This is a genomic window from Winogradskya humida (assembly GCF_016862215.1).
Lineage (GTDB): Bacteria > Actinomycetota > Actinomycetes > Mycobacteriales > Micromonosporaceae > Actinoplanes > Actinoplanes humidus.
The window spans coordinates 1-12108 of the sequence record NZ_BOMN01000130.1; the positions used below are offsets into that span (position 1 = coordinate 1).

The 12108-nt window shown below is 68.9% G+C and carries 9 protein-coding genes, 1 tRNA gene and 1 other RNA gene; 9 read left to right on the forward strand and 2 right to left on the reverse strand.

Annotated elements, in window-relative coordinates; all coding sequences use genetic code 11:
- Positions 1-24 precede the first annotated feature (24 nt).
- Positions 25-648 carry a response regulator gene (locus tag Ahu01nite_RS44355; RefSeq protein ID WP_203842794.1) on the reverse strand — a complete coding sequence of 208 codons (624 nt, stop codon included), beginning with the start codon at positions 646-648 and terminating at the stop codon, positions 25-27.
- Between the two features lie 6 nt (positions 649-654).
- On the opposite strand from Ahu01nite_RS44355, the gene Ahu01nite_RS44360 reads away from it, so the two are divergent.
- The gene (locus Ahu01nite_RS44360; protein ID WP_203842795.1) at positions 655-1692 is read left to right on the forward strand and encodes a sensor histidine kinase; all 1038 of its coding nucleotides are present in this window, start codon (positions 655-657) and stop codon (positions 1690-1692) included.
- Positions 1693-1788: 96 nt separating this feature from the next.
- Here Ahu01nite_RS44360 and Ahu01nite_RS44365 read toward each other — a convergent pair.
- Positions 1789-1876: transfer RNA gene (locus tag Ahu01nite_RS44365), tRNA-Ser, on the reverse strand.
- Positions 1877-1956: 80 nt separating this feature from the next.
- Between Ahu01nite_RS44365 and ffs the strand changes: the two genes are divergently transcribed.
- The 8 genes from ffs to Ahu01nite_RS44405 all read left to right on the forward strand — a co-directional run bounded on the left by ffs (position 1957) and on the right by Ahu01nite_RS44405 (position 12098).
- Positions 1957-2052: signal recognition particle sRNA small type (ffs, locus tag Ahu01nite_RS44370), an RNA gene on the forward strand.
- 71 nt (positions 2053-2123) lie between these two features.
- Positions 2124-5513: a DNA polymerase III subunit gamma and tau gene (locus Ahu01nite_RS44375; RefSeq protein WP_203842796.1), complete on the forward strand. Its 3390-nt coding sequence runs from the start codon at positions 2124-2126 to the stop codon at positions 5511-5513.
- 87 nt (positions 5514-5600) lie between these two features.
- Positions 5601-5933, forward strand: a complete 333-nt coding sequence (locus Ahu01nite_RS44380; RefSeq protein ID WP_203842797.1) for a YbaB/EbfC family nucleoid-associated protein — start codon at positions 5601-5603, stop codon at positions 5931-5933.
- A gap of 4 nt (positions 5934-5937) precedes the next feature.
- Positions 5938-6531: a recombination mediator RecR gene (gene recR / locus Ahu01nite_RS44385; RefSeq protein ID WP_203842798.1), complete on the forward strand. Its 594-nt coding sequence runs from the start codon at positions 5938-5940 to the stop codon at positions 6529-6531.
- Positions 6532-7035: 504 nt separating this feature from the next.
- A complete protein-coding gene (locus Ahu01nite_RS44390; RefSeq protein WP_203842799.1) occupies positions 7036-8043 on the forward strand; it encodes an ABC transporter permease in 1008 nt (335 codons plus the stop codon).
- A 91-nt stretch (positions 8044-8134) separates the two neighbouring features.
- A complete protein-coding gene (locus tag Ahu01nite_RS44395) occupies positions 8135-9904 on the forward strand; it encodes an ABC transporter substrate-binding protein (RefSeq protein ID WP_203842800.1) in 1770 nt (589 codons plus the stop codon).
- A 117-nt stretch (positions 9905-10021) separates the two neighbouring features.
- On the forward strand, positions 10022-11023 hold the full coding sequence (locus Ahu01nite_RS44400; protein ID WP_203842801.1) for an ABC transporter permease: 1002 nt from the start codon (positions 10022-10024) through the stop codon (positions 11021-11023).
- A gap of 10 nt (positions 11024-11033) precedes the next feature.
- Positions 11034-12098: an ABC transporter ATP-binding protein gene (locus Ahu01nite_RS44405; RefSeq protein ID WP_203842802.1), complete on the forward strand. Its 1065-nt coding sequence runs from the start codon at positions 11034-11036 to the stop codon at positions 12096-12098.
- The last annotated feature ends 10 nt before the right edge of the window (positions 12099-12108 follow it).

A 12108-nucleotide genomic window follows, 5' to 3' on the forward strand; every position in this document is an offset into this window, starting at 1 on the left:
ACCTAACAAAGTCCTACTAGTTCTTCAGGACCAGTCACGAGCGACCAGAGCAGCTTGTGTCCGGCTGGAGACCGCCAGTTTCGCGAGCACGTTGCTGACATGCACTTTGACCGTACGCTCGGCAAGCACCAGGTCACGCGCTATGTCCTGGTTCGACAGGCCACGCCCCAGCAGGGTGAGCACCTCACGCTCGCGCAGTGTGAGACCGCGTAGCCGAGCGCCGGCGTCAGGCGGTGGTCCGGCTTGCGACGGCCAGAGCAGCTGCGCCGCGGACGAGCTCAGGGCGGTCATTCCGGCGTACGCACTCCGCACCGCAGCCGCCAGCTCCAGCCCGCTCGCATCCTTGAGCACGAACCCGTCAGCGCCCGCGGCCAGCGCCCGCTGCACATCCACCGCCCGGCCCACGGTGGTCAGCATCAGCACCTTCACATCTCTCACGCGCCGGAGGATCTGCACGCCGTCCTCGCCCGGCAGATAGAGATCCAGCAGGATCACGTCTGCGATTCCGGGCTCGTCGTTCAGCAGCTCCAGCAGGGCCGCGCCGTCGGGCAGCTCCGCGACCACGTCGAGATCCGGTTGCGCACCCAGGATCAGGCTCAGGCCCTCGCGGACCAGCGCCTGGTCGTCGACGATCACGAGCCGGATCATCCGGCCATGGTATTCAGGACCATGCTGAACGCGTTCCGGGCCCGCTTCTGGGACCTGGCCCTGGGCGCGGCGATGACCGTCCTCTTTGCTCTTTCGGGGACGGCGGTGTCGCTCCCCCTCGCGGTGGCCCAACTGCTCCCGCTCTTCTGGCGGCGACGCTTCCCATCCGCGGTCCTTGTGATCGTAGGCAGCGCGACGGCGGCGCACACGGTCCTGGGGATGGCCCGCGCGATCGGCTTCTTCCCGGCGACGATCGCGCTGTACACCGCCGCCACCCACGGATCACCCAAGGTCAAATGGGTGCTGTGCCCGGCGGTCGGAGTGGCCATGGCGGCCGCCAGCGCTGTCCGCCACGGCCCGGTCGAGGGCCTGCTGATGGCCATCGTGACGGTGACGGTCGCGTGGCTGGCAGGCATGGAACGCAGCGAGCACCTGCGGCAACGGGTGGAACGGGCAGCAGCCGAGGACCGCGAGCGCCTTGCCCGCCGGGTGCACGACTCGCTCGCCCGCACGGTCACCGTGATGCTGTTGCAGACCGAGGCCCTACGCGCGACAACGTCCCTGGACAGCGCCGCCGAGCAGCGCATCGACACCGTGCTGGGCGCGGGCCGGTCGGCCTTGGCGGAGGTCCGGGAGGCATTGGCCGCCGCCGGCTCCGGTCCCGCCCTGGGCCCGCGACTGGAGATGCTGCGCGGTGCCGGGCTGAGAATCTCGGGACACCCACCGGCCCGGCTCCCGGCCCCGCTGCAGGACATCACCGACCGCCTGATCGCCGAGGCTGCCACCAACGCACTCCGCCACGACGGCCCGGGCACGCTCCTGACGATCACCACGGTGCCGGGCGACGGGACGCTGACCGTGCGGCTCACCACCGAACCTGGCGGCTCCGCTTCCGGATCTCAGCGCGCGGGCGGCGGCTTCGGGCTGGTCAGCCTCACTGCCGACATCCACGGGTACGGAGGGGAGCTCACGTTCGGGTCCCGCCACCCGGCCGGCTGGCAGCTCGAGGCCACCTTTCCCGCTCTTGTGCCCGGACATGACTGAAGGCCGGTCCCGATGGGGCCGGCCTTCAACGTCGTGCAGGTGGTGCTGGGTCTTGCTGGGTCTTGCTGGGTCTTGCTGGGTCTTGCTGGGTCTTGCTGGCGGAGGATACGAGATTCGAACTCGTGAGGGGTTTCCCCCAACACGCTTTCCAAGCGTGCGCCCTAGGCCACTAGGCGAATCCTCCGTGCGCCAGAATACAGAACCCCTCGAGCGGGTTTCGCCGGGACCGCCCGGTGGGGTGTCAGAAGCGTTGGGTACGCTGTGCACAGCCCCTCGTGCGGCGTTATCTCGTGAACCTCCCCAGGGCCGGAAGGCAGCAAGGATAAGCGGGCTCTGGCGGGTGCACGGGGGGTCCTTCACTTCTGGGGCATCGCGTTTGTTGTTGTCACACCCTCGACGGAGAATGGCGCGGTCGTCCAGAGGAGGCAGGAGTGGCACTGGCCCTCTACCGCAAGTATCGGCCTCGCACGTTTGCCGAGGTCATCGGGCAGGAACACGTTACCGAGCCGCTGTCGCAGGCGCTGCGCAGCGGGCGGCTGAACCATGCTTATCTGTTCTCCGGGCCGCGTGGCTGCGGAAAGACGTCCAGCGCCCGGATCCTGGCCCGTTCGCTCAACTGTGAGCAGGGTCCCACGCCCGAGCCGTGTGGCGTCTGTGGTTCCTGTAAATCACTGGCCAACGACGGCGCCGGGTCGATCGACGTCATCGAGATCGACGCGGCCAGCCACGGTGGTGTCGACGACGCTCGTGAGCTGCGGGAGAAGGCGTTCTTCGCCCCCGCCAACAGCCGTTACAAGATCTACGTCATCGACGAGGCGCACATGGTCTCGTCGGCCGGCTTCAACGCGCTGCTCAAGCTCGTCGAGGAGCCGCCGGAATACGTCAAGTTCATCTTCGCCACCACCGAGCCCGAGAAGGTGCTCGGCACGATCCGGTCGCGGACCCACCACTACCCCTTCCGGCTGATCCCGCCCGCCACCCTGCGCCCCTACCTCCAGCAGCTCACCGAGGCCGAGGGCGTCCACGTCGACCCGGCGGTCTTCCCGCTGGTCGTGCGTGCGGGCGGTGGCAGCGCGCGGGACACCCTCTCGGTGCTCGACCAGCTCATCGCCGGCGCCGGGCCGGAAGGCGTCAGCTACCCCCGGGCGGTGGCGCTGCTCGGCGTCACCGACGTCACGCTCCTCGACGAGATGTGTGACGCGCTGGCCGCGGGCGACGGAGCGGCGGCCTACCAGACGATCGACCGGGTCGCCGAAGCCGGCCACGACCCGCGCCGCTTCGCCTCCGACCTGCTCGAACGCTTCCGTGACCTGATCGTCCTCCAACAGGTCCCGGACGCCGTCGCCAAGGGCTTGATCGACGGCCCGGCCGACCAGCTCGACCAGATGACCGCCCAGGCCACCCGGCTCGGCCCGGCCACCCTCTCCCGCTGCGCCGACATCGTGCACAACGGCCTGGTCGAGATGCGCGGCACCACCGCACCCCGCCTCCTGCTCGAGCTGATCACCGCCCGCATGCTCCTGCCCGGCGCGGACGACTCCAGCAACGCCCTCCTCCAGCGCCTCGAACGCATGGAACGCCGCTTCACGGGCTCCGGCGCCATCGACCTGGCGGCAGCGCCTCCCGCACAGGCACCCGGTGTGGCTGCGGGCGGGGCGGTTGGTGCCGGTGATGCTGTTGCTTCTGGGGGTGGCGGGATCTCGGCTGCTCGCGCGGCTCTGGCTGCTGCGGGCCGGCGTGGAGGAGCTCCGGCTGCGGGTGGCTCGGCAGCTGCTCCGGTTTCTGCCACGCCGGTGGGAGCGTCGGATCCGGTCTCGGCGGCGCCTGCTGTTGCGCCTGTTTCTGCTCCTACGGCCCCTGCTCCTACGGCCCCTGCTCCTACGGCCCCTGCTCCGGTGTCCGCACCTCCCGCTGCCGAGCCGGTTTCGGCTGCGCCGACCTCGCCGGCTTCCAGGACCGCGCCGGTCTCAAGTTCGCCGGTGTCGAGCGTGCCGGCTTCGAATGCGCCGGTCTCGGGTTCGCCGGTGTCGGGTTCGCCGGTCTCGGGTTTGCCGGTGTCTGGGGCGCCGGGTTCGAGTGCGCCGGTGTCGGGGGCGGGTGTTTCCGGTGGGCCGGTGTCGGGCGGGTCCGGGTGGGCTGAGCCTGCGGGGATCATGCCGGATGCGCCCGAGGATGACGTTGATCTGGGGGTTGCTGCGGTTCCGGGGCAGCTCACCGCCGCCTCCATCCGCGAGCGGTGGCCCGAGGTCATGGTCGCGGTGGGGCGGCAGAGCAAGAAAATCGCGGCACTGGCACAGGGCGCCACGGTGCGGGACTTCGACGGTCAGACGCTGGTGCTCACGTTCCGATTCCCCGCGCACGCCCGGATGGTCGCGGCAGAGCCTCAGCTGATCGCGGACGCGCTCTACGAGGAGTTCGGCGCGCGCTGGTCGATCCGCTGTGACGTCGCGGGCGATGGCGGCGGTGGCGGTGGTGGCTCCGCTCCGCGTCGTCCGCAGGGTCCGTCGCCGCGAGACAACGGCGGCGGCGCCCGCGAACCCGCACCGGCAGGACCTCCGGCGCCGGCCGCACGTGCAGGCGGGAGCCCAGAACCCGCGCGTGCAGGCGGGAGCCCAGAACCCGCGCGTGCAGGCGGGAGTCCGGATCCCGTGCGTGGCGGTGGGAGTGCGGAGTCCGCGCGTGCAGGCGGTAGCCCAGAGTCCGCGCGTGCGGGCGGGAGTGCGGAGTCCGTGCGGGCGGGTGGAAGTGCCCAGGCTGAGCGTGGCGGTGGGAGTGCGGAGTCCGCGCGTGCGGGTGGGAGTTTCCAGGCTGAGCGTGGCGGTGGGAGTGGCCAGGTCGCGTCCGTGCAGGCGCAGAGCCGGGGACGGGAGCCTGCGCCGGCCCAGGCCGCAGCGGCTGAGGATGATGACGGTGGGTGGCCTGAGCCGGTTCGTCCGGGTGGTTCGGCCCGGAGCGTGGTTCCGGAGTCCGTGGAAGAAGAAGACGACGACAACGAGTGGCCAGAGACGGCCACACTCGGCGGGCAGAGCGCGGATCCCGGGGATGTGGCCGCTCTGCGGTCCGCGCCCGCTGCGGCAGGGGCACCGGTCGGGCCGGAAGGCGCGTCGATGGGCACCGGCTTGGCGCCGGGCGGGGGTCCGGAGGCGCCCGTGACCGTCGTGCCGACTGCGTCACCCGACGACTCGGACAACCCGCCGTGGGACGTGGAACCCGCCGTCGCCCCCACCGCATCAGCGCACCCAGCATCAGCGCACCCAGCATCAGCGCACCCAACGTCGGCCCACCCGGTGTCGGGCGCCGCGCCTGCCGCGCCGGTCCCTGCCAAGCCCGCACAGGCCAGGCCCGCCGACCCGCCAGCTCCGGCCAGGGCGCCCGCGGCCAGCAGCGCGATCGCCGCCGCCCGCGCCGCCGCGGCCCGAGGAGGCGCCCCCACCAACCGGCCCGGCGCCGCAACCCGCGGCAACGCCGGAGACAGTGGCGGGGCAGCAGCCGGTAACGCGGCGCCCGCGGCGGCAAGCCCCGTTCGCAGCGCGGCCCAAGCCGCGGCGCTCAAAGCCGCAGCGAACCGCGGCGGCGGCAGCGCCGGCAATAACAGTGGCGCGTGGGCGGACGGGTCGCCGACCGAGGAAGCGCCTTACGACCCCGAGTACGACGGTCCGCCGCGGCATGCCGATCCGAAGGCGACCATCGAGGGGTTCGATCCCGGTGATGAGCCGCTCGACGAGGTCATCGACGAGAAGACCGCGCGGCAGAGCTCCGAGCAGCAGGCGATGCAGTTGCTCCGGGATGCCTTCGGCGCGGAGACGATCAGCGAGTCCTGACCCTGGCTCCGCGCGCAGGTGACTTCGCGCGGGAGAATGGGTACGCGGGACAATGGCTACAACAGCCCTTCTCAGAGGAGTTATGTGATGCGCCCCGGTGGACAGCCGAACATGCAGCAGATCATGAAGCAGGCGCAGAAGATGCAGCAGCAGGTCGCTCAGGCGCAGGCCGAGCTGGCCGAGGCTGAGCTGACCGGCACCGCGGGCGGTGGACTGGTCACGGTGGTGGTGACCGGGCTGGGCGAGTTCAAGTCCGTGAAGATCGACCCCAAGGCGGTCGACGCCGACGACGTCGAGACGCTGGAGGACCTCGTGCTCGCCGCGATCCACAACGCGGCCGAGGCGCAGCGGGAGCTGACCGAGAAGAAGATGGGTCCGGCCACCGGCGGTCTCGGCGGCCTCTCCCTGCCGGGGTTCTGAGCCCGTGTATGAAGGTGCCATCCAGGACCTGATCGACGAGCTGGGGCGGTTGCCGGGTGTCGGCCCGAAGAGCGCCCAGCGGATCGCGTTCCACGTCCTGTCCGCGGACCCGGCCGACGTGAACCGGCTGGCCACCACCCTGCGCAAGGTGAAGGAGCTGGTCCGCTTCTGCACGACCTGCTTCAACGTGGCCGAGTCGGAGCAGTGCCGCGTCTGCCGCGACACCCGGCGTACCAATGAGGTGCTCTGCGTTGTCGAGGAGCCCAAGGACATCGTCGCTGTCGAGCGCACCGGTGAGTTCCGGGGCCGCTATCACGTCCTGGGTGGCGCCATCAATCCGCTCGAGGGCATCGGCCCGGACAATCTGCGGATCCGTGAGTTGCTGATGCGCTTGGGCACCGGCGAGGTGAAGGAGCTGATCCTCGCGACCGACCCCAACACCGAGGGGGAGGCGACCGCCACCTACCTCGCGCTGATGATCAAGCCGATGGGCATCTCGGTGACCCGGCTGGCGAGTGGCCTCCCGGTCGGCGGCGACCTGGAATACGCCGATGAGATCACGCTGGGCCGCGCCTTCGAGGGCCGTCGCGCCGTCTGACGGGGTTCATCGCGCCGCCGAAGGGGCCGGAAAGCATCGTCCGGGTATCCGGCCTGGGCTAGCCGGGCATCCATCACATGGATGATCCCCCTTCGGCCGCACGGCTCCCCGACCACCCCATCGTGTTTCGGCCCCGTAAACGCGGGATATTTGCCCGGTTCCTCCCACTTCGCCGTCTCGTAGCCGGTAGTTTTCGGTCTGAACGGGGGCTGAGGTCACGGTCTCATCACGAGCGAGACACGGATAGCAGTCGTGAAGTCGTGGTGGCCTTGACCGACCCCCCGCCATAGGTGAATGTTCCTAGCGATGGCGGCAAACCCGCTGTCGTGTCCCTCCGTGGCTCGGCCAGACTCGGCCGGTTCCCGGGGGACGGCACTCGAGGCTTGCGTTAACCGATCGGTTGCCGGGGCGCTGCGGGAGCCATTGCCTCGGCGGGAGTTCGTTACCCGGCCTGAGGCCGTGGACGACCGTGCGTCGGTGGCCGGGGAAAGGACCGGCGGATAGATGTCGATCGGCCCAGAGGCGTCGATTACCGACGAGAGGTCGGCGCCCACCGACGACCCCGCCGCGGAGCGTGGTTCCGGCGAGAAGGCGATCGCCGGCCGTTCCCTGAAGCAGATCGCCTGGCGGCGGCTCAAGAGGGACAAGGTCGCGCTTGCCGGCGCCGTCGTCGTGATCCTGCTCGTGATCATGGCGATCCTCGCTCCGGTGCTGACCCGGCTCTGGGGTTACCCGATCAACGAGTTCCACGGCGACCAGATCGATCCGACGATCCAGACCCCGCTCGGTGCGTACGGCGGCATCAGCAAGGACTTCCTGCTCGGTGTCGAGCCCGGCTCGGGTCGCGACATCTTCAGCCGGATCCTGTACGGCGCGCAGACCACCCTCGTCGTCGCGATTCTCTCCGCGCTCGTCTCCACGATCCTCGGTGGTCTGCTGGGTCTCGCGGCCGGTTATCTCGGCGGCTGGGTCGACTCGGTGATCAGCCGGGTCATGGACTTCCTGCTCGCCTTCCCCCAGCTGCTGTTCGCGATCGCGCTGGTCTCGGTCCTGCCGGACGACTTGTTCGGGTTGGACGGCCGCTGGTCGCGGGTCATCGTGCTGATCGGCGTCATCGGTTTCTTCGGCTGGCCGTACATCGGGCGCATTGTCCGCGGTCAGACGCTCTCGCTGCGGGAGCGGGAGTTCGTCGAGGCTTCGAAGAGCCTCGGTGCCCGCTCGGGCCGCATTCTCTTCAAGGAGTTGCTGCCGAACCTGGCCGCGCCGATCCTCGTCTACACGACGCTGATCATCCCCACCAACATCCTCACGGACGCCGCACTGAGCTTCCTCGGCGTGGGCATCCCCCCACCGAACCCGTCCTGGGGCGGCATGTTGTCGGACGCTTTGACGTATTACACGTTCGACCCCATGTACATGATCATTCCGGGTTCCATGATCTTCATTACCGTGCTGGCCTTCAACCTCTTCGGTGATGGTCTGCGGGATGCGCTCGACCCGAAGGCCCGCTAGATCACGCGTGAGCGTGTGACCGCGGTGCCCGGTGCACCATCGCATGGTCCACGGAACCGGTTGGTTCCGTTTCAAGGAGGTAGGAGAACTGGTGGTCAGCAAAACGAGGGCGGTGGCGGCTGCAGGAGTTGCCGTCGCTTTGGGGCTCACCGCCGCGTGCGGTGGCAAGTCCGACAGCGACAGTGACAGCAGCACCTCCGGCAAGAGCGCTTACAACGCGGCGGTCACGTCGGTAGTCAACGCGAGCGACAAGAAGGGCGGGACCCTGAACCTCTGGTCCTCCCAGGATGCCGACTCGTGGGACCCGGTGCGCGGTTACTACGCGTTCGTGTGGGACCTGAACCGTCTCTACACCCGCAAGCTGATGGACTACGCCGGTGCACCCGGCAAGGACGGCCTCAAGCTCACGCCCGACCTCGCGTCGGCCGAGCCGGAGATCAGCGCGGACAAGAAGACGTACACCTTCAAGCTCAAGTCGGGCATCAAGTTCGACGACGGCACCCCGATCACGTCGAAGGACGTCAAGTACGGCATCGAGCGCGTCTTCGCGCAGGACACCGTGCCCGGCGGCCCGACCTACCTGATCGAGCAGCTGGACCAGGGCCAGAAGTACCCCGGCCCCTACAAGGACACCGACCCGAACAAGCTGGGCCTGAAGTCGGTCGAGACGCCGGACGACTCGACCATCGTCTTCAAGCTGGCCAAGCCGTTCGCTGACCTGCCCTACCTGCTGGCCATGCCGGGCGCGGGCCCCGTCCCGGCCGCCAAGGACACCGGCGCCAAGTACGGCGAGAAGCCGGTGGCTTCCGGCCCGTACATGATCTCCGAGTACTCCCCGGGCAAGAGCCTCAAGTTCGTGCGCAACCCCAACTGGGACCAGAGCACGGACACGATCCGTAAGGCGCTGCCGGACGCGATCAACCTGACCATCACGACCAACGCCGAGGACCTCGACTCCCGCCTCGAGGCCGGGACCGCGGACATCGACGTCGGCCAGACCGGTGTGCAGGCCAAGGCTCGCGCCGAGATCCTGCAGGACCCGGCGAAGAAGGCTTACGCCGACGCGCCGGTCACCGGCTTCATCCGGTACGCCGGCCTGGTCACCAAGGTCGCGCCGTTCGACAAGGTCGACTGCCGCAAGGCCGTCATCTACGCCTCCGACCCGACCACGCTGCAGACCGCTCGTGGTGGCCCGGTGGCCGGTGGCGACATCGGCACGAACATGCTGCCCCCGAACATCGCCGGCTCGGACCCGTCGTACGACCCGTACGGTCGCGCGCAGGGCAAGCCGCAGGTCGACAAGGCCAAGCAGGCGCTCGCCGCCTGTGGCCAGCCGAACGGCTTCAGCACCAAGATCGCCGTCCGTAACAACCGGCCGGCCGAGGTCAAGACCGCTGAGGCGCTGCAGGCCGCGCTGGGCGAGGTCGGCATCAAGGCGACGATCGACCAGTACGACGGTTCGCAGGTCGCCTCGGTGACCGGTTCGCCCTCGAACGTCCTGAAGAACGGCTACGGCATCATCATCGGCGGCTGGGGTGCCGACTGGCAGACCGGCACCGGCTACCTGCAGGCGCTCGTCGACAGCCGGTACATCCAGGACAACGGCAACTACAACCTGCCGGAGATCGCGGACCCGTCGATCGACGCGCTGTTCGACCAGGCCGCGCTCGAGACCGACCCGGCAAAGGCTGCCGACCTGTACAAGCAGATCAACGAGAAGGTCATGGAGGGCGCGTACTACCTGCCCTTCGTGTTCGACAAGGCGCTCAACTACCGCAACCCGCGGCTCACGAACGTCTACATCCACGACGGCTTCGGCATGGTTGACTTCCAGGCCCTCGGCGTCAGCGACGGCAAGTAACAAACCTCGCCCGCACTTGAGTAACGGGTAGATCGAAGGGCAGGTGAAGGCCGCCCGCAGTGGGCGGGCGCCGGTTCCGCGAGGAATCGGCGCCCGCTCGTTGTACGGCCGATAGTCGTGCTGTCTTACCTCATTCGGCGGATCGTCAACGCCGTGATCACGTTGCTGGTGGTCACGATGGTGACCTTCGGCATCTTCTTCGCGGTCCCCACCATCACGGGGAGCGATCCGGCGCTGCTCTACATCGGCAAGACCGCCGACCCTGCTTCGCTCGAAGGCATCCGTACCAAGCTCGGACTCGACGACCCGATCCCGGTGCAGTACGGCAAGTTCCTGAAGGGCCTCGTCGCCGGCCGCGACTACGCCAACGGCGCGGACGTGACGCACTGCGACGCGCCCTGCCTCGGCTACTCGTTCAAGACCGAGCAGGAGGTGACCCCCCTGCTGATCAGCGACATCCCGGTGACGCTGTCTCTGGCGATCGGGGCGGCGATCCTGTGGGTCCTGTTCGGCGTGGCCACCGGCGTACTCTCCGCACTGAAACGGGGGACCTTCCTCGACAGAGCGGCGATGACAGGGGCGTTGGCCGGTGTCTCGCTACCCATCTACTTCACCGGTCAGCTGGCTCTGCTGATCTTCATCCATGAGCTGGGGTGGTTACCGGATGCCGCGTACACCCCGTTCCTGGAGGATCCGGCGGGCTGGTTCACCGGTCTGATCCTGCCGTGGGTCACGCTGGCGTTCCTGTTCGCGGCGACGTACGCCCGGCTCACCCGCGCCAACATGCTGGAGACGCTGGGCGAGGACTACATCCGTACGGCGCGGTCCAAGGGACTTCCCGAGCGTACGGTCATCGGTAAGCATGGCCTGCGCGCCGTGCTGACACCGCTGGTCACGGTCTTCGGTCTGGACTTCGGCACCCTGCTGGCCGGCGCCATCCTCACCGAGCAGGTGTTCAACCTGCGCGGCCTGGGATATCAGGCGCTGACGGCGATCCGCCAGAACGACCTGCCGGTGATCCTCGGCGTCACGCTCATCGCGGCGATCTTCATCGTCGTCATCAACCTCATCGTCGACCTGCTCTACAGCGTGATCGACCCACGCGTACGGCTGGGCTGAGGAGAGAACCATGTCGACTGACTCCCTCGCGGGCCTCACCACGCCGGCCGGTCCCGCCAAGCGCCCGTTCCTCGAGGTCAAGGATCTGACCGTCCGGTTCAACACCGACGACGGCGTGGTCAAGGCCGTGTCCGGCTCGTCGTTCGCCGTCGAGCGTGGCAAGACACTGGGCATCGTGGGCGAATCCGGTTCCGGTAAGAGCGTGACCTCGCTCGCCGTGCTGGGTCTGCACCGCACCCGCAGCAACGCCACGGTCTCCGGCGAGATCTGGCTGGACGACAAGGAGCTCGTCACCGCCTCCGACGAGGAGGTGCGCAAGCTGCGTGGCGGCAAGATGGCGATGATCTTCCAGGACCCGCTGAGCGCGATGCACCCCTACTACACGGTCGGTGCGCAGATCGTCGAGGCGTACCGGGTGCACCACAAGGTGTCGAAGAAGGAGGCCCGGGTCCGGGCCATCGACATGCTCGCGCGGGTCGGCATCCCGCAGCCCGAGAAGCGCTTCAACGAGTACGGCCACCAGTTCTCCGGCGGCATGCGCCAGCGCGCGATGATCGCGATGGCGCTGGTCAACGACCCGAAGCTGCTGATCGCCGACGAACCGACCACGGCGCTCGACGTCACCGTGCAGGCCCAGATCCTCGACCTGATCCGGGACCTGCAACAGGAGTTCGGCTCCGCGGTCATCATGATCACGCATGACCTGGGCGTGGTCGCCGAGCTCGCCGACGACGTGCTCGTCATGTACGGCGGCAAGGTCATCGAGCGGGGACCGGCCGCGGACGTCTTCCACGAGCCGCAGCACCCGTACACCTGGGGCCTGCTCGGTTCCATGCCCCGCCTCGACCGGGAGCTGCGCGATCGGCTCACCCCGGTCAAGGGCTCCCCGCCGAGCCTCATCAACCTGCCGTCCGGCTGCGCGTTCCACCCCCGCTGCCCGTACGCGGGCCGCAACGGCGACCGGTCCTTCACCGAGACGCCCGAGCTGCGCGGAGGCGTCCACGCCGTCGCCTGTCACCTTCCGGCCGAAGACCGCCAGAAGATCTACGAGCAGGAAGTCGCTCCGAACCTGTGAGCGCCAGCTG

Bases quoted from the DNA above. Each gene is read 5' to 3' on its own strand.
- Ahu01nite_RS44355 (WP_203842794.1), bottom strand. From the start codon at position 648: ATGATCCGGCTCGTGATCGTCGACGACCAGGCGCTGGTCCGCGAGGGC.
- Ahu01nite_RS44360 (WP_203842795.1), top strand. From the start codon at position 655: ATGGTATTCAGGACCATGCTGAACGCGTTCCGGGCCCGCTTCTGGGAC.
- Ahu01nite_RS44380 (WP_203842797.1), top strand. From the start codon at position 5,601: ATGCGCCCCGGTGGACAGCCGAACATGCAGCAGATCATGAAGCAGGCG.
- Ahu01nite_RS44390 (WP_203842799.1), top strand. From the start codon at position 7,036: ATGTCGATCGGCCCAGAGGCGTCGATTACCGACGAGAGGTCGGCGCCC.
- Ahu01nite_RS44405 (WP_203842802.1), top strand. From the start codon at position 11,034: ATGTCGACTGACTCCCTCGCGGGCCTCACCACGCCGGCCGGTCCCGCC.